This window comes from Sorangium sp. So ce302, assembly GCF_051530145.1.
In the GTDB taxonomy this organism is placed as follows: Bacteria; Myxococcota_A; Polyangia; order Polyangiales; family Polyangiaceae; genus Sorangium; species Sorangium cellulosum_B.
In genome coordinates this window covers 9010355-9033074 of sequence record NZ_CP150326.1, presented here as the reverse complement: position 1 = coordinate 9033074, position 22720 = coordinate 9010355, and the positions used below count along the sequence as shown (strand labels likewise).

The window sequence follows — 22720 nt, the reverse complement described above, 5'->3', positions numbered from 1 at the left end:
CGCCCGTGATAGCCCGAGCTCTTGCGCAGCGCGCGCAGCGCTTGGAGGTGCAGCATGGCCGAGCAGCCGTCGAACCGCGCCCAGCAGGAGGGCTCGCCGTGCGAGCCGGGCGCCTCGCCCGCGAAGGCGGGCCGTCCGATCATCGTGCAGAAGTATGGCGGCTCATCGGTCGCCGACGTCGACAGGATCGGCAAGGTCGCCGAGCGCGTCGTCGCCGCGAAGCGCGCCGGTAACGACGTCGTCGTCGTGGTCAGCGCGATGGGCAAGACCACCGACGGCCTGCTCGCGCTCGCCCGGCAGGCGGCGAGCGCGGCCGCGGATCCTCCCCGGCGCGAGCTCGACATGCTGCTCTCGACCGGCGAGCGCGTCTCGATGGCGCTCCTCTCGATCGCCATCCAGGCCCGGGGCTTCGAGGCGATCTCGTTCACGGGCTCCCAGTCCGGCATCCTCACGAACGATCGCCATTTCGACGCGCGCATCATCGAGGTCCGCCCGTTCCGCATCGAGGACGAGCTCGCCCGCGGCCGCATCGTGATCGTCGCCGGCTACCAGGGGATGAGCTACCGCCGCGAGATCACGACGCTCGGCCGCGGGGGCTCCGACACCACGGCCGTGGCGCTCGCGGCGGCGCTGGGCGCCGAGCGCTGCGAGATCTACAGCGACGTCGACGGCGTGTACTCGGCCGACCCGCGGGTCGTCCCGGACGCCCGTCACCTGCCCGAGCTCGACTGCGCGGTCCTCCAGGAGATGGCCGAGTGCGGCGCGAAGGTCGTCTGCGCCCAGGCGGTCGAGTGGGCGCGGCGCTCCGGCGTGGCCCTGGTCGCGCGGTCGACCTTCGACGCCGGCCCCGGCGCGCGGGAGACGGTGGTGCGCCGGTTCGCGCCGGGCTCGGCGCCTCCGGCGCTCGCGGCGCGCGCGATCGTCGCCGAGGGCAACGTCGTCCTCGCGCGGGCGCACGGCGGGCTCCGGCTCGACGAGGTCCTCCGCGTGGCGGGCGAGCTCGGGCTTGGCTTCCGGGATCTCTCCTTCGGTCACGGCGGCGGCGCGTTCGTGATCCCGCTCCTCAACGTGCCCGAGTGGCAGGGGGCCAGGCGAAAGCTCGCCGCGCTGCTGCCGTCGCTCGAGCTCGTCGAGGGGCTCGCGGCGGTAAGCGTCGTCGGCGACGGGCTCTCCGCGACGGCGGAGCCGCTCGCGCGCTTCGTGGAGGTCCTCGGGCGCGCCGGCATCGCGCCTCGGTTCATGGTCGCGGGCCCCCTGCGCCTCGGCGCCCTCGTCGACGCCGCGGACGTCGCGGCCGCGCAGCGCCTGCTGCACGCGTCGTTCGTCGGCGGCTGAGCGCGCCGCTCGCGAGGCGGAGGACGACCGTCAGTGCTTTCTCTGTCGCGTGAGCGCGACGAGCCCCGCCCAGCACGCGACCCACACGATCTCGCGCGACGCGTCCCAGGCGATCGCCGCCGGTCCGATCGACGCGGCCTCCTCCTCGGGGGCGCCGGGGCGCGTCGCCCCGAGCTCGGCGACGAGCGTCGGGGCGGCGTTCGACGGCACGTGGACCAGCTGCGCCCGGCGCTCGCCCTCGCGCGCGACGAGCGCGAGCAGCGGTGAGGTCTTGTGGTCGCCTGCGAAGGCGAGGGCGACGACCACCGCGAGCCCCTCCAGCACGCGGAAGGTCTCGCCGCCGTTGCGCGACACGCAGAGGTGCCCGGCGCCGGAGATCGCGATCGAGCGCCCGCCGGCCGCCGCTGCGAGCCTGCAGTCGTCGGCCTCGGCCGCGCGCCGCGCCGCCCCCGACAGCGGCACGACCGGCGAGCCTTCGTCGTCGCCGCGGAGCCGCTCGAGCTGTGGTCCTTCGGCCGCGCTCGTGAGCGCGACGATCACCCCCTCGCTCGCGCTCATCCGGAGCACGCCGTCCCGCAGCGCGGGCCCGGGCGACAGGGAGAGCGCGCCCTTCGATGGAGACGGCGCGCCGTCGCGGCGGGGCGAGCCCGCGGCCACGGCGGAGCCGGTCTCCGGCGCTGAAACGACCGCGCCGGCCGCGGGCGACCACAGCGTCTTGCCGGCCAGCACCCACAGGCGCCCCGGCGTCGTCGCGAGCGTCACCGGCGCGCCGCCCGAGCCCCACGCGCCGAGCGTGCTCGCGCTCTTCCCCCGGTCGTCGCTCAGCAGCAGGTTGCCGCGGCGCGTGGCGATGAGGATCGCGCTGTCCGACAGCGCGATCGACGACGCCGACGTGTCGATGCCGGCGCGGCGCGCGGAGAGCGCCCCCGCGTCGACGACGAGCACGGTCCCGCGCTCGCCGCCCGCCCGCTCCGCGCGGCGCGGGCGACCTCCCGATCGCGCGGCGGGCTCGCTCGTCAGCCCGGGCTCTGCGCCGGCGCTGCCTGCGACGACGTAGCCGCCGGCCACCGCGAGCGTGCTGCACGGGACGGCGGCGCCTGCGTCCTCGACGACGACCCAGGGCAGCGCATCCCAGACGGGGGCCTGGTCGTCGGGGAGATCGGGCAATTCTGCGAGCAGATCTTCGCCCTCGTAGGCGCCCTCCTGGTCCGCGTCGAGCGCCGGCAGCTCCCCCTCGTCCACGTCGTCCGCCGGGTCCTCTCCCGTCCCTTCCGCGCCGCCGTCGTCGCCGTGCGCCCCGCCGTGATCGTCGAGATCGTCCTGCTCGGCGTCGCTCTGCTCGACGGCCTCATCGGACAGCCACGTGCTCGCGTCGGCCTCCGCGATCCCCTCGTGGAGCGCCCCGACGTCGACGCCTTCTTCCGCGGGCTCGTCCTCCCCGGTCCCGCCGTCGTCCACGGCGAGCTCGACGCCGATCTCGAGGTCGCTCGCGTTCGCGTCGTCGAGCCCCTGCTCCGCGTCGTCGAGCGTCTGCAGGAGGTCGTCGAAGCCCTCGTCGCCCCCTTCTTCCTCGTCGTGCCCGAGCGGCGGCAGGTCGATCAGCTTGCCGTCGTTCTCGTCGTGCTCGTCGTGCTCGCGCTCGTCGTCATCGACGGCGGTCTTCGGCTGCGGCGCCGGGCACGTCTCGCGGCGCTCCTCCATTCGCTCGCTGCAGGCTCGTGAGGCTGACATCGGCGGGAGTGTAGCGCCCCTGGCGGCGCTTTCGCCCCGCGCGGCGATCCCCGAGCGCTCCGTGGGCCCCAGAGCCCGCCTGCCCCGGCTCGCGGCGGTGGCTCTCGTCGGCTCTCGTCGGCTCTCGTCTGGCTCGGGCCCGCGGCCCGTCGCCTCCCGACGACGCAGCCGGCGAGCCGCCGGTGCGAATCATGAAAAGGGTGAAGGTGAGCGGCCCGACGATCTCGCGCCGCTTTGGCGGGCGCGAGAACGCCACGGGGCCCGCGGATCGAGGGAGGGACGTGGCATCTTGACGCGGCGAGGGGGCTGGCCATCCCCGCCGGGTGTGCCCGCTGGATCCCTCCAGCGAGCGGTGCTTAGCTCCGCCGTCCATGGGCCGGAACGACAGCAATTCCAGGCGAGTCGCGTCCGCGTCTCCGGCCGGCGGGCAGCCCTCGGGGGCCGCGGGGCAGCTCGGGCCCGCGCGCGGACCCCTCTCGATCGCGGATGCGAGCGCCGGGATGCTGGTGCAGCACGTGGTGGTCCATCCAGCGGACGTCGTGTTCGTGAAGAGCATCGTCGAGGCGAGCGACGGCGTCGCGCTCCTGCTCGCGGATCGCGGCGGAGAGATCACGCTCGCGGCGCCGCTCGGACGGGGCGACGAGTTCGCCGAGCTCCTGCGCGATCTGGAGTGCGACGTCGGGGCGCGTCGCCGCGACGCGCTGCGCTGAGGGTGGCATGACGGAGCGCCGCGACCCGAGCTCGGTCGATCTCGTCCAGGAGCCCTCGCTGGACGCCGCCGCGCCCGACGGCGCGGCGCAGGGCCTGCCCGCGTCGTCGGGCGCGCTGCTCGACCCGCGCATCCTCGCTGCCTGGCGGGAGTGGCTCGCCGCGCTCGCGACCGACGCCGAGGCGGCCATCGCCGCGGCCCACGTGTACGGGGAGCTCGGCCCCGAGGCGCGCGAGGCGTGGCTCGACGTCCTCGCGGAAGACGCGCCCAAGCTGCAGGTGCCTGCGGTGGCGATCTATGCGCCGCTCCTGTCGGTCGAGAGCGACGCCGGTCGCCGCGAGCGGATCGAGGTCGCGATCGAGGGGGGGGAGCACGCGCCGCGTCCGACGGGCGGCTTCGCGCTGCGCGGCGTCGCCGCGGGGGGCGATCGCGTGGTGGCGCTGGTGACGCCGCTCTACCTGCGCTTCGTGCGGGTGCTCTGGTGCCGCTATCTCCCCGAGGATGGCATCGCCTGGGCGCGGCACGATCCCATCGTCCGCGCGGAGGACGCCCCGGGTCCGGGGATCCTGCTCGACGGCGCGCAGCTCGAGGCCACGCCGATCAAGCTGGTCATCGAGGAGCTGTGCCATGCCGTCCTGGCGCAGCGGCGCAAGGGCGCCGAGCTCCCGCCCTCGCTGCAGCTCTGCGCTGATCTCTTCGACGCCCACCTGGAGGGTGATCCGCTGCCATGAGGCCGCTCGCGCCGTTCTGCACGCCGCTCTTGCTGCTCGCGATCGGCTGCGGTGGGGGCGGCGACGCCGTCCGGGAGCCAGCGGCGGGGCCGCCGGTCGCCGCGGCGGCCCCGGCGCCCGGCCCGGTGCGGAGCTTCTCGTACGAGACCCTCGACGGCCGCGAGCTCTCGACCGGGTCGCTCTCGGGCAGGTTCAGCGTGATCGGCTTCGTCGCGACCTACGATGTGGCGTCTCAGGCGGAGGCGCGGTTCCTCGCGGGGCTGTTCCGCGATCACACGCCGCGCGTCAACGCGGCGCTCCTGGTCCTCGAGGCGAGCGAGAACCGGCCGCTCGTCGAGGCCTTCGTCGCGGCGCTCAAGCTCCCGTACCCGGTGGCGCTCGCCGACGCCCCGACGATCGCCGGAGAGGGGCCCTTCGCCGGGCTGCACCACGTGCCGAGCGTCGTCGTCCTCGACGCAGGGGGCCGGGAGGTCTTCCGGCACGTGGGTCTCATCACCCAGGAAGCGCTCGAGGAGGTCCTCCGCGGCCTCGAGCGCGCGAGCGCGCGGCCCGCGCGGTAGGCCAGGCAGCGCGCCGCCAGTCGACCACCGCGGCGCCGGGCAGAAGCTCGCATGTGGACGGATGGTGCGGTTTGCGCGCGAGCGGCCGTGGCGCGCAGTGCCGAGTTCGTGCTGAAGATGGCAATCCCGTGTGGCCTATCGGAATGCCGTGCACAGCGGTGCCTGGTGCGCCTCGCCGGGAGCAGAGGTGCAGTCGCTTTTCTTCGGCTGGCGCGCGTCTGTCTGGGCGATGATGGCGCGCATGATGATCGACCACATCGGTTTTCCAGTCTCGGATTATGAGCGGAGCAAGGCCTTCTATCTGGCGGCCCTGGCCCCTCTTGGCTACGGGCTCGTGATGGAGATCACGCCGGAGATGACCGGGGGGGCGGGCACCCACGCCGGCCTGGGGCCCGAGGGGAAGCCGGACTTCTGGATCGGCACGGGAACCCCGCTGCAGGGAAGCTTGCATGTCGCCTTCGTCGCGAAGACGCGGGCCGACGTCGATGCGTTCTACCGGGCCGCGCTCGCCGCTGGAGGCGTCGACAACGGTCCGCCGGGGCTACGGCCGCAGTACCACCCGGGCTACTACGGTGCGTTCGTGCGTGATCCTGATGGGCACAACATCGAAGCGGTCTGTCATGGCGGGTGAGGGCTGACGGGAGTCCGGCGCGCGATCCTCTCCGGCGCTGGCCGCCCGCTCCTGGTCGCCCTCGGCGACCGTCCTCTCCTCGCGCTCAGAGCCTGCCGAGGAGCTCCGTCTTCTTCGCAGCGAACTCCTGCTCTGTGATGAACCCCTTTTGCCGCAGATCGGCGAGTCGCTCGATGGCGGCGAAGATATCCCCTTCCTGCGCCGGAGCAGGGCGGGGGAGGGCGGCGTCCGCCTGCGCCGGAGCGGCCGCTTGCGCGGGAGCGGGCGGGGCGATCGGCGCCTGCTTCACGGCAAGGTCGCCGGAGATGATTGGCAAGCTCAGCACGCTCACCACGCCGTACTGGCTGGTGAACGTCACGGACGCCCCCGACCCTTGCTGCTGCGACACACCGCCGATCTGATGATCGAGCGTGTCATAGACGCTGACGCGCCCGTTGACCTCGACGGCCAGGCGCCGCGCGCCGGGGAAGTAGGCATATCGGACGTTGTTCTGCGATCCGCTGGAGCTCGGCACGCCGAGCTCCCCGGGCCACCAGCTGCCCGAGCCCCCTCCCGACCCCGGGACGAACAGGCTGACCGGCGATCCCCCAAAGCCTCCGCTGCCACCTTGCTGCTGCTGCTGACCGCCCTGCGATGGATAGCGCGGGGGCGCTGGAACGAAAGGCTGGCTGGCCAGCAGGCTGGACAGCTCGGAGCACAGGCCGTCCACCTTGGCCTTCAGACCGTTGTTGAACATGTCCCCGACCATGGTCATGCCGCCCTGCATCCACTGCCCACCGCCGCCCAGCTCGGGGTGGTAGAACTGCGCCATCGTTCCATGGCCGTTCACGAGCGCCTGCAACAACGTCATCACCGCGTCGGTGCTGACGAAATAGCGCTGTGACAGGTCGGAAACTCTCTGCTGACCTTCGAGGGTGAGTTGCTGCATGGTGAGGCGCTCCGAGAGGGAGCGCCCACCCTTGCACTGCGGTGCGTCGATCGCAATGCGGGCGAGCGACGATGAAGGCGATGACGGCGATCAGCCAGCGAGCTTGCGGACGCTCGCGAGCTGGACACAGACCGCGACGACGTCCATGGCGACGCGGATCTGATCCAGCGGCGGCATCGAGGGCGCGACCCGGATGTTGCGGTCGCGAGGATCGCGGCCGTATGGGTACGTCGCGCCGGCGCCGGTCAGCTTCACGCCCGCCTTGTTGGCCAGGCGCACCACCTCCTTCGCACAGCCGTCGAGGGTGTCGAGGCTGACGAAGTAGCCGCCGCGCGGCGAGGTCCAGGTGGCGATGCCCTTGCCGCCGAGCTCGCGCTCGAACGTGGTCGTCACCGCCTCGAACTTGGGCCGCATGAGCTCGGCGTGCCGCTGCATGTGGCTCAGCAAGCCCTTGTAATCCTTGTAGAAGCGTACGTGCCGCAGCTGGTTCACCTTGTCCGGACCGATGGTCTGGATGCCGAGGTGCTTCTTCGCGTCCGCCACGTTCGCGGGGCTTCCCGCCATGGCGGCGACGCCGCTGCCGGCGAACGAGATCTTCGACGTGGAGGCGAAGACGATCGGCCGGTTGGGGTGGCCCGCGGACTGGCACGCCGGCACGATGTTCGCGAGCGGGTCGCCCTCGGCGTAGAGGTCGTGGACCGCGTAGGCGTTGTCCCAGAAGAGGCGGAAGTCGGGGGCCGCCGTCTTCATGCTGGCGAGCCGGCGCACGACCTCGGGGCTGTACGTGGTGCCGGTGGGGTTGGAGTACTTCGGCACGCTCCACATGCCCTTGATGGCCGCGTCCTCGGCGACGAGCTTCTCGACCTGATCCATGTCCGGACCGTCGTCGCGCAGGTCGATCGTGATCATCTCGATGCCGTGGTGCTCGCAGATCGCGAAGTGACGATCGTAGCCGGGGCTCGGGCACAGGAACTTCACCTTGGGCTGCTTCACCCAGGGGCCGCTGCCGTCGGGCACGCCGTGGATGAGCGCGCGGACCACCGCGTCGTGCATCATCGTCAGGCTGCTGTTCCCGCCGACGATGACCTGCTCCGAGGGGACCTCGAGCATCTCGGCGAAGATGGCCTTCATCTCGGGCAGGCCGTCGAGGCCGCCGTAGTTGCGCGTATCCGAGCCGTCCGAGGCGACGAGGTCGCCCGCGCCGGGCAGCGCGAGCATGCCGTTCGCGAGGTCGAGCTGCTCGGACGACGGCTTGCCGCGCGTCATGTCGAGCTTGAGGCCGCGGGCTTCAAAGGCAGCAAAACGCGCCTCGAGCTCACGGGTGAGCGAGGCAAGAGCATCGGGAGACAACGAGCGCAGTTCGGTCATGGCGCGCGATATCTAGCAGAATTTCGCGCGTGCGTCGCGGCCGGACGGCGCGCGGCGGGCGGGGCGGCGCGGCGCGGCGCTCGCGGAGAGGCGCGGAGAGGTCGAGGGGGCCGCCGGGCGCAGCTCGCCCGGCGGCGTCCGCCTCGTCCGCCTCACTCCGCGGCGATGGGCTCCACGCTGTTCGCCGCGTGGCTCACGTGGCGCACCTCGGGGTTGTTCTCGAAGTACGCCTTGCCGGCCAGGCGCTTGACCAGCGGGCTGAAGCGCTCCGCGGCCTTGCCGCCGACGATGTCGCGAATCAGCGCGACGTCCTCGCGCGCCCGGGCGAGCGTCTCCGGATCCGTGAGGAACTCCGCTGCCGCCTTCGCCTTGGCCGGGGCGGCCATCACGGCGCCGCGGAGCGCGCCCGCCGCCGCCCTGGCCTTGCCCAGGGCGCGCTCGGCGGCCGTCTGCTTGATGAGCGGCGCCACCTCGTAGACGAGGTTGGCGGCCGAGCCGGCGACGCGGTGCGGCGCGTGGTGGAGCGGGCTCGCGTACTTCGGGTTCCTCGCGAGGAACGCGCGCACCTCGGCCTCCGTGACGCCGGCCTCCTCGTAGGCGCGGGTGAGCTCCTGCTCGGCCAGGATGCGCGCCTTGAACATGTACATCTGGATGCGCGAGTAGAAGTTCGTCGCGCCGTCGCCGCTCGTCTCCACCGCGCAGAAGATCGTCCCGGGGTAGCGCGACGTGATCAGCGACTGGACGCCGTCGGAGACGCCCGACGAGGGCATGCAGCCGAACGGCTTCACGCTCACCGTCACGTGCGCCTTCGACTTCACGGCGTTCACGATGAGCTTGCCGACCTCCATGTGCCCCTCGCCGCCGCGGAGGTCGTTCGAGTAGTAGTCCTTCGCCACCTCCGCCACGAGCTCCATGTCCGGAAGGTGGTAGTCGAGCAGGCCGAGCGGCAGCGCGAACGCCTGGAAGCCGACGCGCAGCGCGCCCTCGGCGAGGCGCATCGTCGCGAGGCGCTTCGCCACGCCGAACTCGTCCAGGCTGGCGAGGCCGTAATTGCCCTCGTCGGCGCCGCGCAGGTCGCGCCGCTCGCGGGTGTCTCGGGCGCACTCCCAGATGTTGTAGAGCAGCCACGCCGTCGTGAGCTGGATGTCATTCTCGCCGCCCTCGCTCTCGAGGAACTTCTGCAGCGCGTAGTTGCCGTCTCCCTCGGTCGTCATCGCCCAGAACTCGCCGATGATCGACGTCTTCGCCTTGGGCCGGAGCTTGTCCACCCGGACGCCCTCGAACTCCTTGCGCGCCTCGTAGAGCGCCTTGAACACGTTCGTCTGCTCGTAAAGAGCCTTGTAGAGGATGCGCTTCGCGCTCTCCATCGCGCGGTTCGTCGCGCCCGGCTCGACCTCGTAAGGCCGGATCCGGTAGCCGAGCGCGTTCAGCGTGTCGCCGCAGACGATGGCCTTGATGATCGCGATGAAGAAGGCGGGGTTCATCTCGAGCCCGACGTCGTCGCCCGTCGCCTGCGAGAGGCCGCCCGTCTGCTGGAAGAGCATGACCCGGAAGCCGTCGAAGCCGGCGTCGCGGAGCGCCTTCCTGTACTCGGTCACGTACATGCCGAACCGACAGGGCCCGCACGCGCCCGCCGTCAGGAAGACGTAGTTCTTGATGATGTCCTCGGTCGACATCCCCTGCTTGTCGCGCAGGTCGATGAGGTACTTCACGAGGCCGCCGACCGTGAAGTAGGTCGGGTTGCACTGCCCGCGGTTGCCGAACTCCTTGCCCGTCTGCAGCCCCGCGTTGTCGCTCATCCCGAAGTAGTGGACGTTGTAGCCGAGGCCCTTCAGCGCGCCCTCGCACAGGAAGTCCTGCGCGGCGGTGAGGCCGCTGATGAGGAGCGTCACGTTCTCGCGCTCCTTCTTGGTCATCTTCGGCTTGAGCATGTTGTCGACCCACTGGCGCCGCTCGGATTTGAGCCCGAGCCGCTCCCGCTCGGCCTCCTCGAACGCCCTGAGCTCCGCCTCGATGTCGACGTCGGTCTTGTTGGATCGGGCCTCGCCCACCAGAGGAAGGCGCGTCTTCTGCGTGGTGGTCGTGCTCGTCGTGCTCGTATGTTGCATGGCGTGGCTTCCCTTCGCTTGGATGCTGGAAGGGGCGGCCCCGCCGTCCCCCCCTCGACCTTCGACGTGGTTCAGGCTTCCAAGGGGACGACGGTCCCGTCGGACTGCTTCTTCTTGAGCTGCACGAGGCCCGTCTTCGGCGCCTCGGGCGGCGAGACCGGCGCGACGTAGCTCCGGACCTTCTCGGCGAGCGCGGCGATCTCCCGCTCGAGCGCGGGATCCGTGATCTTGCGCGCCGCCTGCTGGTCGCGCTTCAGCTGGAGCAGCTCGAGCCGCTTCTCCTCGATGCGCTGGACCAGCTGCGCCTTCTTCTTCGCCGCGTCCTCGAGCGCCTCCTCGTGCAGCTTGAGGCTGTGCGCGTACGTCTTCACGCGGATCTTGATCGAGCCGCCCGGCTTGTTGGCGTCGATGTCGTGCAGCGCCGCGTACGGCGTGGCGCTCGAGCTCACGATGCTGTCGATGATCCCGTACGTCGGCGCGTCGTGGCCGCACTTGAAGCTCGAGAGATCGAGCAGGACGACGTTCGGGTGGCGGGCGGCGAACTTGGCCGCCCAGACCTTCTGCGCGCTGTTGGCCGAGTAGTTCTCCGGCCAGACGTCGTTGATGTCGAGCGGGTGCTGGCCGATCGCGATCTCGTCCTTGAAGTACCGCGCGAGGTACTCCATGTCGCGCGGGATGGACCGCACCGAGAGGATCGGATAACCGAGCACCTGGAACTCCTCCGGGATGCCGTGGTTCAGGCCCGGGTCGGAGTGGTACGGCCGCCCGATCATCAGGATGGCCACCCGGTTCTCGGACTCGACCGTCTCGAGGATCGCCCGCCCCTTGTCCTGGAGGTCGCGCTCGAACTGCGAGAGCGCCCGCATCCCCTCGCGGTGCGCGTGATCGCTCTCGTCCTCGGTGATGCCGAGCCGCGGGCCCCAGGTCTCGAACATCCGGCGCGCCGTCAGCGTCATCTCGGAGAACGTGAGCGCGGGATCGAGGTACTCGATGCCGCGCGTCTTGAAGAAGTCGACCTCCTTCGTGAACGCCGCCTTCATGACGTCCGGCACGCCCGCGACGATCGGGCAGCTCGTCTTGTCCATCACCCCTTCGCCGAAGCTCGGCACATGGGTGAGGATGGGGAAGAAGATGTAATGGAGCTTCTTCTCGTCCGTGTGGTGGTGGAAGAGCAGGTTGTGGACGTGGGCCTGCGCCACCTTGGACGGGAAGCACGGATCGATGGAGCCGTACTTGCCGCCCTCGACCCACATCTCCTCGCTCGTCGCGTCGCTGAAGACGACGTTCTGCTTGGGGACGCCGAGCGCCTCGAAGTAGGCGCGGTAATACGGGCCGGTCGAGTAGATGTTGAGGACGCGCGGGATGCCGATGCGGACGCGGCGGAGGCGCTCCCGCACCTCGATGCCGCTCCGCCGGAACGGGCGCGTCGTCTCCACCCGGCGGATGCCGAGGAAGCCCTTCTTGACGACCGTGTCCTTCACCGGCGCGCCTTCCTCGGGGAGCGGCGCCGTGTCGTAGAAGTGCCGGAAGGCGAGCTTCGACTCGTAGTCGACGAGGTTCGGGAACTGCTTCGCGATCTTCTTCCGCTCGGCGACGAGCGCGAGCATCGCCTGCTCGCTCTCGACCGTGCCCTTCTCGCACGAGAAGCCCGAGATGTAGCGGCTCGTCGTCCCGTCAGGCCGCTTCGTGTCGATGAAGGTCCGCTTGCACTCGTTCGGGCAGAAGTGGCAGACCGTCTCCTCGTCGTTCTTCGTCGTGTATTCGAGGGCGATCGCCGCGTCGATCCCGATGAACGTCGACCGGCCCTTGCGCTTCACGACCCGGAGCGTCTCGAACGCGGCGCCGAGCGCGCCGGCCTCGCCGGTGTGCGGGTGGACGAACACCTCGGCGCCGGGGACGCGCTCCTTGATGTAATCGACCTGCGCCTTGACCGCCGCGAGGTTGTACTGCGTGCCGCCCTGCAGCACGTAGCGCGTGCCGAGCGCCGCGAGCCGCGGGATCTGCACGACGTACTGCCACACGTTCTTCGGCAGCACCTGGGCGAGCCCGGCGAGCAGCTCCTCCTTCGAGAAGCCCTCCTTCTGGAAGTTCACGCGGTCCGTGTCGAGGAAGACGGCGCAGCCGTAGCTGAACTTCGGCGCGAGCTCGGCGCCGAACGCCGTGTCGGCGTACTCGGTCACCTTCAGGCCGAACTGGTCGGCCATCGCCTGGAGCAACATGCCGTTGCCCGCAGAGCACGAGTTGGAGAGGCGGAAGTTCGCGATATCGCCGTTCTTCATGAACAGGACCTTGATGTCCTGTCCGCCGATATCGCAGATGACGTCGACGTCGCCGAAGAACTTCACCGCGCTCATCATGTGGGCGACGGTCTCGACGATGTTGACGTCGGCCCGCATGCACTCCTGGAGCACGTCGGCCGCGTACCCGGTGCCGCCGAAGCCGAGCACCTCGAGCGTCGCGCCCTCATCGAGCACGTACTGCCGGAGCTGGGAGAGGAGCTCCTTCGCGTCCTGGATCGGGTTGCCCTTCGAGAGCTGGTAGGCCTTGCAGACGATGTTCCCGTCCTCGTCGATGAGCACCGCCTTCGACGAGGTGGAGCCGCCGTCGAGGCCGATGACCCCGCGCACCACCTGGCCGGGCGCGAGCTTCATCGGCGTGAACCTCGGGATGCTGTAGAGCTTCCGGAACTCGTCGACCTCGTTCCGGGTCTTCACGAGCGGCGGGCCCGCGCTCTCGCCGAGCCGGGCCTTCCTGCCGTTCGTCATGTACTCGATGAGCCCCGACTTGCCGGCGTAGAGGCCGACCTCCGGCGCCTCCTTGAGCCCGTAGACGCACGCGCCGAACGCCGCGTAGTACTGCGCGTTCTCCGGGACGAAGATCGTCTCCTCGACCGGCTGGTCCTTCGGCCAGCTGTAGCCGCGCTCGTCCCAGGTCTCGGGGATCCGCTTGCGCCAGCACTCCTGGAGGAAGGGGAGGTAGGTGTTGGGGCCGCCGAGCAGGATCACCTTGTGCTTCAGCGTCGAGCCGCGCGTCAGCACCGACAGGTTCTGGAGGACGATCGCGTCGGCGAGAGAGCAGAGGATCTCCGTCGAGGGGATGCCGCTCTTCACGAGGTTCACGATGTCCGTCTCGGCGAAGACGCCGCACTTCGCGGCGACGTGGTGGAGCTTCGAGTCGTCGAAGTGGATCTTCACCACCTCCGTCGAAGGGAGGCCCACCTTGATCATGCACTTGTCGATGGTGGCGCCCGTGCCGGAGGCGCACTTGTCGTTCATCGACGGCGCGGCGGTCTTGTCGCCCGTCTTCTCGTCCCGCTGGAAGATGATGATCTTGGCGTCCTGCCCGCCGAGCTCGATGACGCTGCCCACGTCCGGGTGCAGGTTCTCGACCGCGAGCGTGACCGCGTTGACCTCCTGGACGAACTTGGCCCCCAGGCCGGGGCAGAGGGGCGCGGCGCCGGAGCCCGTCATGAACACCCGCCAGCTGTTCCTCGGCGACGCGGGGAACGACGCCTCGATGACCTCGAGGAGCTCGAGCACCTTCTCCGGCTGCTTCGTCTGATGCCGCTGGTAGTCGCTCCAGAGAATCTCGAGCGTCTGCGGATCGAGCACGACGGCCTTCACCGTCGTCGAGCCGACGTCGATGCCGACCACGACCGGTTCTTGGATCTGCCTTCCCATCGGGGCTCCTCCCACCGCCGTCGCCGGTCCCCAGCGTCCGACTGACTGGCTGGTCAGTCGTGATGGCTACAACGGGATGCCCGGGAAATCAAGCAATCCGGTGCGTCTTGGTCGCCGCGCGATGCCGTTTTCCGGCCATCTCGGGCCATCGCTGCGTCCAGGGTGCAAGGTTCCGACGCCGCGCTCGGTTGCGGCTGGTTGCGTTCGGTTGCGTCTGATGGCGCGCGGTGCCCCCCCGGCGTCCGCGTGTCGTGCGCTGTGCCGCGAACTTTCCGGATCTTTTCAGACGGCGGGCTCGCACGACGCCGGAGGGGAGACATCGGTCCCCAGATGGCGGGCCGGTGATGGTAAAGCGACCGGCCCATGGACAAGGCCGAGCGCCGCCAGGCGCTCCTCCGCGCCGCGCGTACCGTGTTTTCCGAGAAGGGGTATCACGAGGCGAAGGTCGACGACATCGTCGCGCTCGCGAAGGTCGCGAAGGGGACGTTCTACCTCTACTTCCCCGACAAGCGCTCGGTGTTCGGCGAGCTCGTGCGCGGCCTCTTCTCGCGGCTCGGCGGCGCCATCCTGCGCGTGGACCCGTCGGCGGACGTCGAGGCGCAGGTCAAGCACAACATCCGCGCGATCGTGGCCGTCCTGCTCGACGATCCGGCGCTGACGAGCATCCTCCTGTCGCACGCGGCCGGGCTCGATCCGGCGTTCGTCAAGGAGCTGCGGGCGTTCCGCCAGGAGGTGAAGCTCCTGCTGCAGCAGAGCCTCGCGGAGGGGCAGCGGCTCGGCGTCATCGAGCCGGGGGACACCGAGCTCTACGCGACGTTCACGATCGGCGCGCTGAAGGAGGTGCTGTTCGAGAACGCCCTCGAGGAGCAGGCCCGCCCGCGCGAGCGGATCGTGACGGCGCTCCACGATTTCCTGCGGCGCGGCTACCTCCGGATGGACCCCGCGGCCGGGCTCGCGGCGCGGGGCCCGGAGGGCGAGCGCGCCGCGCCCGCGACGGGGGACGCCCCCGGCGAGGCGCAGGAGCGGGTGAGCCCGTCGCGCGGTCGGCGGGCCAGGTCGAGAGGCGACTGACCGGCGCGTCAGTCAGGGCGGGAACTACCCAGGTCAGGTCGGCGGCGTAGGGATCAGGCGCCGCGCACGACCATGTGCCGGATGAAATTGTGCAGCGTCCGTGTGCCGAGCTGATCCGGCGCGATGGGGGCGAGGAGCGCCGAGACGTCGCGGCCCTCGGCCTGCAGGATCTCGCGCCGCCACGCGATGTAGCCGGCGATGACGTCGTGGTCCATCTCGGGGTGGAACTGCACGCCGTAGCACGTGCTCGTGAAGCGGATGACCTGGTGGTCGTCGAGCTCGGTGAACGCGAGGCTCGTGGCGCCCTCGGGGAGCGTGCCGACCGTGTCGACGTGGGTCGCGTGCGTCTCGAAGCTCGACGGCAGGCCGTCGAAGAGCGGGTCGTCGGCGCGGCGCTGGACGCGGATCCTGCCGATCTCGCGGCCGCGCGGGTTGCGGACGACCTCGCCGCCGAGGGCCTGGGCGAGGATCTGGTGGCCGAAGCAGATGCCGAACGTCGGGGTGCCGGCGTGCACGACGCCGCGCAGCCACGCCTCGCAGCGGAGCATCCAGGGCTCGCGGTGGGGGACGTTGGCCGACGAACCGGTGACGACGAAGGCGGCGGTCTCGGGGGCGCCGGGCGCGGGGAGCTCGTCCGTGCGGGCGTCGACGGTGGCGTATCCGCCGCCCCAGCTGGCGCCGATCGTGTGCTCGATCAGGTCCGCGAACTGGCCGCGTCGCTCGAGGACCGGGGGGACGGGCTCGCCGGTCTTCACGATGACGATCTTCTTGCGATGTCGCACCCTTCCAACATAGCGCAGCGTCGCCGCCGGGCGAGGGCGGGGCTTGGCAGCGCGGGGCCGGGGCGCGAAGATGCGCCCCGATGTCCGCATACGTCGTGTCTCGCCCCGTCTGGCGCCGGTTTCGCCCGCGTTTCCTGAGCCGCGCAGCGGCGCACGTGAGGGCCGGCGGGCACGCGGCCATCGTGCTGCCGGACGAGCGGGTCGACCTCCTGCTCTCCATCGGCGAGGACGGGAAGCTCACGGAGCTCGGGCTGTGGTCGCTCCTGTCGATCGAGCAGCAGCGCTTTCGCCGCGTGGGCGAGGGGCCGGCCAAGGGGCTCGCGACGGCGCGGGTGAAGCGGCAGTACGAGGGCTCGGTCCTCGACTGGTGCGAGCGCGACAGCACGCACCCGGGGGCGATGCGCGAGGTGGCGCTCGACTGCCTGGCGTGCGGCGCCTGCTGCCACGACGCCAACGTGCTGCTCGACGAGGTGGACCTCGCGCGCTTCCGGGGCGCCGGGCGCGGCGATCTCACGGGGCGCGCCTACGTGCGGCGGGCGCGGGACGGGAAGATCACGCTGCGCTTCGCGGCGAGCGGGCGGTGCCAGCACCTCTGCGAGGACCGGCGCTGCGCCATCTACGAGATCAGGCCGGACAACTGCCGCGCGTTCGTCGTGGGGAGCGAGGCGTGCCTGTCGGCGCGCGAGGAGACGCTCGGGATACGGGACGGGGCGCCCGCGGAGCCGTGAGCGCGCTTCAAAACAGGAGCCGGACGCTTCCGCCGAGCGGACCGAGCTGCAGCTCGGCCCGGGTCGTGGCGCGATCGATTTTCATCTGACCGGTGATCCAGAGCGGTACACCCGTGAGGGCCATCGCGCCTCCGACGCTCATGAGCACGGTGGGAAAGACCCATGCGCGGGATGCGCAACCGCAGGAATCATCCCCGCTCGGTCGGGTGAGGAAGAACATGCCCGCTCCGACGGAACCGAGGACCAGTCCGCCCACGGACAGGCCGGTGCCCACGTCGCGCCGGGTGGTGTCGACGGCGGGCGCTGGCGCCGTCGACTCGGCGTGCGCGTTGCCCACGAGCAACAGGATCACCCCGAACGCGGCGAAACGCATGCCGGCGAGGATCCCTGGTCGCGGCGCGCCCGTCAAGACGAGGCCACGATGCCCTGGGCCGGGAGCTCACGTCCGAACGCTCGTGAGCTGGCCCGCGACCGCGGCCTCATGGAACGCCGAGAGGTCGTGATGGGCGGCCGCCGGGTCCGGCAGGCCGCTGGTGGCCAGCCAGGCAATGCCTTCCTCGACGCTGGCGAAGACACGATGTGGAAACTGCTGGCGTCCCAGGGCGTTGAGCCCCGTGACGATGCTGCGCACGACGGACGCGCGAAAGCCCGACCCGATGTGAATCACCGCCGAGTGGGACACGATGCCATCCACCGAAGACAACATCCCGGCGAGAGCGCTGCGGCTGCGCGTGTCGGGTACGATGGCTTCCGGGGTCACGATCTGCAGCAGCCACACCTTGCGGGACGGGGAGCTTGCCTGCGCCCCCACGATCGCCGCCTTCAGGGAGGCGGCGTGGTGCGGGTGGGTCGTCTTCATCCAGACCGCGGTGGCCAGGGAGCTCCAATAGCCTACCGCAACATCCACCGTCGCCTCGACGACCTGACAGCTCGCGCGCAGCTGGTGCTGCTCACCCGCCTGGGTGAGCGACCGCTGCGGCGCGTCGATGAGAGGTCCCCGTGACGTCGACGATCTGTTCACTCCGCTCGATGCTACGCGAGCCTGGCGAAGATCACCGACAAGAGTGGCGTCGAGCAGGTCGATCGCAAGCTGGATGACTTAGGATCGAACCGCTCGGATACAGTTGATGAAAAGCCACATCCGACGGAGCCGAGGACCAGTCCGCCCACGGAGAGGCCGGCGCCCACGTCGCGCCGGGCGGTGTCGACGGCGGGAGCTGGCGTCGTTGACTCGGCGCGCGCGGCGACGGCCGCACGAGGGAGCGGCTCGACCGATGGGAATACACGGGGGCACCTGAACGAAAGAACATGTTGTGAAGTTCCGGAGGGGCGGTACGATGCCGGGTTATGCGGCTTGGGTACTGGCTCGTCGTTGGAATGGCGATGTTCGCGGCGCCTTCGGCCAGGGCAGAGGCGCCGAAGACGGACGCCGCGATCCGGAAGGCGCTCATCGCCGAGTCACGAGCGGCGTACAGCGGGAGCTGCCCGTGTCCTTACGATACCGATCGAGCGGGCAGACAATGCGGCAAGCGCAGCGCCTACTCGCGGCCGGGAGGCACCGCGCCTCTCTGTTATGATCACGACGTGACGAAGGAGATGATCGCCGAGTACCGCGCGCGCGACGCCGGTCCTTGAGCTGTCTCGAGCGAGCTTGCGGCGCGGCTCGCGACGAGCACGACTACTGGAGTGTAGGAGTCTCCCAGGGAATCCAGGTGTCGGTGTCGATCGTGTACTTGGAGCGCAGGATGTCCGTGTCGACGTCCTCCTTACCAAGGAGATACCTGTCGACGTACGCCTCGAGGTCGGGCGTGAAGCCGTTGTGCCAGACGCAGTGGTTGGTGTTCTCCTCCGATGCGCCCAGCCGGAACGGGACCCCGAGAGCCGCCCAGATTTCGCGCGCCGCCAGCGCGTCGACCCGGGCCGCTTCGGCCCCCATCCGCGCGATCGCGGTGCTCTCGATCGCCAGCAGGGCGCGAGGAGCCACCATGGCCATCAGCTCATGGTGATCGTAGGGGAGCTTGTCGGGCGCGTTGTTGAACTGCATGAGGGCCGCCGCGTACCAGGGGGCCCCCTGCGCGTGCAGCAGGTTCTCCACCTCGGTTTTATCACGCTTTTCGAGCATGTCGGAGTAGCGCCACGAGATCGTCCCCCCGCCTCCGGACTCATGGGGGATGGTGAGCGCGATGCGCTCATCGAAGGCACCGGAATAGAGGGCTATCTTGCCCTGGAACGAGCAGCCGGACACCGCGATGTGCTTGGTGTCGATGTTGGCCTCGGGGAGCATCTCGAGCGCATCGATGATGCGGCTGATCCCCCAGGCCCAGCGGATCATGGATCCCGCGGTGGTGCCCGGGTAAAGCTTGTAGAAGTTTCCGTCGGTCCGCGAGCCGCCGGAGAAGCCGTTCGACATCAGCTGGTCGGAGTTGAACGTGATCGTGGCGATGCCTCGGCTGCTGAAGACCTGGGCAGGAAGGCTGCCCGTGGGCGAGTTGACGCCGATGATCGCAGGGATCGGGCCGTTTGGCGCGCCCGCGGGTCGGTTGATGGGTGCGGTGATGGTGAACGAGCTGCCTCCCTCACCCACCTTGATGCTGAGCGTGTTGCCGCTGAGGCTCGCCTCGAACGTGCCCGGCTTGCCCGGCTTTTCCCCTGCCCCGTACTTCTCGATCTCGGCCTTGATCTCGGCGCGCCGGCAGCGCCAGTCTGAAACCGAGCTGATGCGATCCCCGCTTGCCATCTCGAATGGATCGGGCAGGTGCGAGATCGACTCGAGCTCGCTGAACGCAGGGAGCGGCGGTTCTGGGCAGTCCTCGCCGGTGTCCTCCACGTCATGGACGAGCGGCGGCGGACCGCTGCTCTGGCCCCCTGTCGAGGTCGTGCTCGTGCTGCTGGACCCGTCCGTCCCGCCCGTGCCAGCGGCCACGCTACCTGTCGAAGAGCCGCTGCCCACCGCCGAGGTTTCGCCGCTGGCCCCGCTGCTGGCGCTGGCTCCGCCGCTCCCGGGCCCGACGGCGGACCCGCCGCTTCCCGCAGGGTCAGGGCCCGTTCCGCTCTCGGAGCTGCAGCCGATGAGTCCAAAAAGGATGAGCAAACTTGCGGATGCGGTCAGTTCAGCGCGCATAAATCCTCGCTTGTACGTTGCAGAAAAGACGGCGGCAGAGCGGTGGGGACGCGTCATTCTGCTACCAGTGTCGTGCTGGCCTCGGCCAGACCATTCGACTTCGCGCTCACGACGATCTGCCCCTTCTGTCCAGCCTTGGCTCGGACAATCGCGAGCGCCAGCCCATTGAACGCCTTGCGATCCTTCGACGGAAAAGCTGTCATGTCCGTCGGATCGCCGTTGTCCGTCGCGACGATCTCGCCCGGTCCGCTCACCTCGAAATGGATCGAGTTCATCGCGCGAGGGGCCATTCGATCCTCGTCGTCTGCCACCGCGACCGTCACGAACGAGAGATCTCTCCCATCCCCCGCGATGGTCGACCTGTCAGGCGTCAGGAGGAGCTTGCTGGCGGCGCCGGCGGTCTTCACCGAAGCCGTCGCCCATTCCATCCCGGATTTGTAAGCAACGACGGCCAGCTCACCCGCCTCGTACCTCACGTCATCCCAGCGCAGGCGGTACTCGAGCTGCGCCTTCCGCTTGCGTCCGAGCGACTGGCCATTGAGGAACAGCTCCGCCTCGTCCCCTGAGGTGTACACATGGACTGGCGTGACCTGGCCTGTCCGCTCCGGCCATGTCCAGTGCGGCAGGATGTGGGCCATGGGGAGCTCGGGGCGCCAATACGCCTGATAGAGGTAGAAGCGATCCTTCTTGAATCCCGCCAGATCGATGATCCCGAAGTAGGAGCTCCGCGAGGAGTCAAAGGGCGTCGGCTCTCCCAGGTAGTCGAAGCCAGACCAGACGAACTCTCCGCCCACGAAGGAGTACCTGTCCTGTGACGCGAATTCCTTGTCGGGAGAATAGGCCCAGGACGCAAAGTACAGATCGTAGGAGCTGACCTGTCGACCTGGACTGTCTTGGCCCGCGGTGTCCGACGCCGGAACGCCGGCGCCAGAGGCGACGGGGAACGTATAGACACCTCTGCTGCTCAGGGTGGCCGTGGTCTCGGTGCCCACGATGAATTTGTCCGGGAAGCTGGAATGAAACACCGGGTATTGTGCCGGCCCGCTGCGAACCCCGGTCCCCTGGTAGTTCAGGCCCACGGCGTCGATCGGCCCAGGAAATGGACCGTCGGCCTTGGCAGAGTTCATGCCGCTCACCGTCGGGCGCGTCGGGTCCTCTTCATGACAGATACCCGTGAGCTCCTTGGCGATCGCGGCGCCCTCCGCGCCACCGCCCTGTTCACCGACCTCGTTGCCGATGCTCCACATCACCACGGAAGGATGATTGCGGTCCCTCCTCAACAGGGACCGCAGGTCCTGCTCGTGCCAATCCGGAAAGATCTGGTGAAAGTCCAGAGCCGCCTTTTCGCGCACCCACACATCGAACGCCTCGTCCATGACGAGGAAGCCCATCTTATCGGCAAGCTCGAGGAGCTCCGGCGCAGGGGGATTGTGGGCGGTCCGTAGGGCGTTGCACCCCATCTCCGCCAGCATCTCCAGCTGCCGCTCCAGCGCGCGGACATTCACGGCGGCCCCCAGCGCGCCCAGATCATGATGATTGTTCACTCCGTTCAGCTTGATGTGCTCGCCGTTCAGAAAGAAGCCCGCGTCGGGGTCAAACTTGAGCGTTCGAACACCGAACGGCGTCTCATGGACATCGACGGTCTCGCCTTCCTGCTGCACGGTCGTCACCGCCACGTATCGGTTGGGCCTCTGATGAGGGCCGGTTCCCCATAACCTCGGGCTGGCGATCGCCCCCTCGGTGTCGGCCGTGGCGCTCGTGCCGGCGGGGATCTGCAGAGCCACGGGCGCGATGGATGCCACGGCGACGTCCGACCTGCGACCGTCTGCGTCGAGCTCGAAGATGGCTGTCGCCACGCTCACGTTGGCATCCTGCTTCGAGTCATTGTCGACGGTCAGCTTCAGGGCGACGGTCGCCGATGTCTCGGACACCTCCGGCGTGGTGATGTAGACGCCCCACTGAGCCACATGCACGGGATCCGTCTTCACGAGCCATACGCTCCGATAGATGCCTGCTCCTGGATACCAGCGGGAGGATCCTGATTGCCAGTTGGAGTCCCTGGGGACTGGATTGTCGAGCCGGATCGCCAGGACGTTGTCTTCGCCGGGCTTCACGTAAGGCGTCAGGTCGAGGCGATAGGAGGCGTATCCGTAGGGCCACCCGCCCACGAACTGGCCGTTCAACCAGACCATGCTGTACGACATGGCGCCGTCGATATCGATAAATATGGACTTTCCGGCGTCGCTCGCTGGCAGGGTCAGCTTCTTCCGGTACCACGCGACTCCCGGAGAAGGCAGGCGTCCCATGCTGCCGCTGACGCTCGTGGTGAACGGGCCTTCGATGGCGTAGTCGTGCGGCAGGTTCACGCTCTTCCATGAGCTGTCATCATGGCTCGCCGTGACGTAGGCCACGCCGTCCCCGAGATTGCCGTCCGGACGCGCCGCCCTCTTCGCCGGGTCGTTGAGGAAATCATTCCCGCTGGGCAGCACCCAGGATCTCACGGCAGGTGTCGAGTAAGCGAGGTCTGTCGTGCTCCCTGGCGGATCGCCCTTGGTAAAACGCCAATCATCATCGATCAGCAATCGCGTCCGCGGTCGAGCACCTCCGCCGGGCTCCTCCGGTCCCCCGCCGTTTCCGGAGCTCCCGCCGTTGCCGGCCGAGCCAGGGGTCGCCCCGCCGTTGCCGGCCGAGCCAGGGGTCGCCCCGCCGTTGCCGGCCGAGCCAGGGGTCGCCCCGCCGTTGCCGTCGTATTTGCCGCCGGCGCCAGCCTCACCGCCGCTGGAATCATTGCTGCAACCAAGGTTGTTGCCATGGGCGAGGACTGCGAGCCCGACCGCGAGCAACGTGATCGACCTTGATCTCATGACCGTCTCCGTGGGTTTCCTGGATCACCATCCGCTCGAGGTCGTGGCTTGTGCCATGGGAGTAACGAGGCGAACTCCAGGGAGTGCCGCCTCGCGGTGGGCGTGACATCGCCTATCTGCCCCCGTCGGGCTGGAGCGCGCCCGCCCCCAGGCAGCAGGCCGCAGGGGAGGGAAGAAATAACGCGAGCGCGCGAGCGTCAGTGGAGCTTCCGTCAAGCAGTAGCGGCTGGCCCTCGAACCGGCTCACGACGAGAGCGAATGGCGCCAGGATGAAATGTTGCCGTCAGAGCGTGGGCCTGCTCGCCGCGACGTGGCACGCCTCGCTGCGACTCCCGAAGCAGAGCGTTGTCACCTCTGTATTTGCTCTCGCGGT

General features: G+C 69.6%; 18 protein-coding genes. 8 read left to right on the top strand and 10 right to left on the bottom strand.

Annotation, left to right across the window (positions count from 1 at the left end):
• Positions 1 to 54: 54 nt before the first annotated feature.
• On the top strand, positions 55 to 1335 hold the full coding sequence (locus WME73_RS34255) for an aspartate kinase (protein ID WP_437740551.1): 1281 nt from the start codon (positions 55 to 57) through the stop codon (positions 1333 to 1335).
• A 30-nt stretch (positions 1336 to 1365) separates the two neighbouring features.
• Here WME73_RS34255 and WME73_RS34250 read toward each other — a convergent pair whose 3' ends face one another.
• Positions 1366 to 3066 (bottom strand): hypothetical protein, encoded by a 1701-nt coding sequence (locus WME73_RS34250; protein ID WP_437912266.1) that lies wholly within the window; start codon positions 3064 to 3066, stop codon positions 1366 to 1368.
• Between the two features lie 371 nt (positions 3067 to 3437).
• Between WME73_RS34250 and WME73_RS34245 the strand changes: the two genes are divergently transcribed.
• The 4 genes from WME73_RS34245 (at position 3438) to WME73_RS34230 (ending at position 5697) form a co-directional block, all read left to right on the top strand.
• Complete coding sequence (locus tag WME73_RS34245) at positions 3438 to 3776, top strand: DUF4911 domain-containing protein (protein WP_437740549.1); 339 nt, start codon at positions 3438 to 3440, stop codon at positions 3774 to 3776.
• 7 nt (positions 3777 to 3783) lie between these two features.
• The gene (locus WME73_RS34240; protein ID WP_437740548.1) at positions 3784 to 4506 is read left to right on the top strand and encodes a hypothetical protein; all 723 of its coding nucleotides are present in this window, start codon (positions 3784 to 3786) and stop codon (positions 4504 to 4506) included.
• Positions 4503 to 5066, top strand: coding sequence for a TlpA family protein disulfide reductase (locus WME73_RS34235; RefSeq protein ID WP_437740547.1), 564 nt, complete (start codon positions 4503 to 4505; stop codon positions 5064 to 5066). Before WME73_RS34240 ends, WME73_RS34235 begins: the two co-directional genes overlap by 4 nt.
• 244 nt (positions 5067 to 5310) lie before the next feature.
• Positions 5311 to 5697, top strand: a complete 387-nt coding sequence (locus tag WME73_RS34230; protein WP_437873913.1) for a VOC family protein — start codon at positions 5311 to 5313, stop codon at positions 5695 to 5697.
• A gap of 85 nt (positions 5698 to 5782) precedes the next feature.
• On the opposite strand, the gene WME73_RS34225 is transcribed toward WME73_RS34230, so the two are convergent.
• The 4 genes from WME73_RS34225 to WME73_RS34210 all read right to left on the bottom strand — a co-directional run bounded on the left by WME73_RS34225 (position 5783) and on the right by WME73_RS34210 (position 13781).
• Positions 5783 to 6625, bottom strand: coding sequence for an SHOCT domain-containing protein (locus tag WME73_RS34225; protein ID WP_437912264.1), 843 nt, complete (start codon positions 6623 to 6625; stop codon positions 5783 to 5785).
• A gap of 90 nt (positions 6626 to 6715) precedes the next feature.
• Positions 6716 to 7993, bottom strand: a complete 1278-nt coding sequence (locus WME73_RS34220; protein WP_437740540.1) for an aminotransferase class I/II-fold pyridoxal phosphate-dependent enzyme — start codon at positions 7991 to 7993, stop codon at positions 6716 to 6718.
• Between the two features lie 152 nt (positions 7994 to 8145).
• Positions 8146 to 10101: a 2-hydroxyglutaryl-CoA dehydratase gene (locus tag WME73_RS34215; protein WP_437912263.1), complete on the bottom strand. Its 1956-nt coding sequence runs from the start codon at positions 10099 to 10101 to the stop codon at positions 8146 to 8148.
• Positions 10102 to 10172: 71 nt separating this feature from the next.
• The gene (locus WME73_RS34210; RefSeq protein WP_437740538.1) at positions 10173 to 13781 is read right to left on the bottom strand and encodes a BadF/BadG/BcrA/BcrD ATPase family protein; all 3609 of its coding nucleotides are present in this window, start codon (positions 13779 to 13781) and stop codon (positions 10173 to 10175) included.
• A gap of 363 nt (positions 13782 to 14144) precedes the next feature.
• On the opposite strand from WME73_RS34210, the gene WME73_RS34205 reads away from it, so the two are divergent.
• The gene (locus WME73_RS34205) at positions 14145 to 14852 is read left to right on the top strand and encodes a TetR/AcrR family transcriptional regulator (RefSeq protein ID WP_437912262.1); all 708 of its coding nucleotides are present in this window, start codon (positions 14145 to 14147) and stop codon (positions 14850 to 14852) included.
• 53 nt (positions 14853 to 14905) lie between these two features.
• Here the strand turns inward: WME73_RS34205 and WME73_RS34200 are convergent, their stop codons facing one another.
• Positions 14906 to 15634 (bottom strand): glutamine amidotransferase, encoded by a 729-nt coding sequence (locus WME73_RS34200; protein ID WP_437912261.1) that lies wholly within the window; start codon positions 15632 to 15634, stop codon positions 14906 to 14908.
• Positions 15635 to 15714: 80 nt separating this feature from the next.
• Between WME73_RS34200 and WME73_RS34195 the strand changes: the two genes are divergently transcribed.
• The gene (locus tag WME73_RS34195; RefSeq protein ID WP_437740535.1) at positions 15715 to 16362 is read left to right on the top strand and encodes a YkgJ family cysteine cluster protein; all 648 of its coding nucleotides are present in this window, start codon (positions 15715 to 15717) and stop codon (positions 16360 to 16362) included.
• A gap of 7 nt (positions 16363 to 16369) precedes the next feature.
• On the opposite strand, the gene WME73_RS34190 is transcribed toward WME73_RS34195, so the two are convergent.
• Positions 16370 to 16735 carry a hypothetical protein gene (locus WME73_RS34190; protein ID WP_437912260.1) on the bottom strand — a complete coding sequence of 122 codons (366 nt, stop codon included), beginning with the start codon at positions 16733 to 16735 and terminating at the stop codon, positions 16370 to 16372.
• Positions 16736 to 16801: 66 nt separating this feature from the next.
• Positions 16802 to 17221: a hypothetical protein gene (locus tag WME73_RS34185; RefSeq protein ID WP_437912259.1), complete on the bottom strand. Its 420-nt coding sequence runs from the start codon at positions 17219 to 17221 to the stop codon at positions 16802 to 16804.
• 518 nt (positions 17222 to 17739) lie between these two features.
• Between WME73_RS34185 and WME73_RS34180 the strand changes: the two genes are divergently transcribed.
• A complete protein-coding gene (locus WME73_RS34180) occupies positions 17740 to 17997 on the top strand; it encodes a hypothetical protein (RefSeq protein WP_437748060.1) in 258 nt (85 codons plus the stop codon).
• A gap of 43 nt (positions 17998 to 18040) precedes the next feature.
• On the opposite strand, the gene WME73_RS34175 is transcribed toward WME73_RS34180, so the two are convergent.
• Together WME73_RS34175 and galB are read right to left on the bottom strand one after the other, a co-directional pair.
• The gene (locus WME73_RS34175; protein ID WP_437912258.1) at positions 18041 to 19285 is read right to left on the bottom strand and encodes a glucuronyl esterase domain-containing protein; all 1245 of its coding nucleotides are present in this window, start codon (positions 19283 to 19285) and stop codon (positions 18041 to 18043) included.
• Positions 19286 to 19536: 251 nt separating this feature from the next.
• On the bottom strand, positions 19537 to 22326 hold the full coding sequence (gene galB, locus WME73_RS34170; protein ID WP_437912257.1) for a beta-galactosidase GalB: 2790 nt from the start codon (positions 22324 to 22326) through the stop codon (positions 19537 to 19539).
• Between the last annotated feature and the right edge of the window lie 394 nt (positions 22327 to 22720).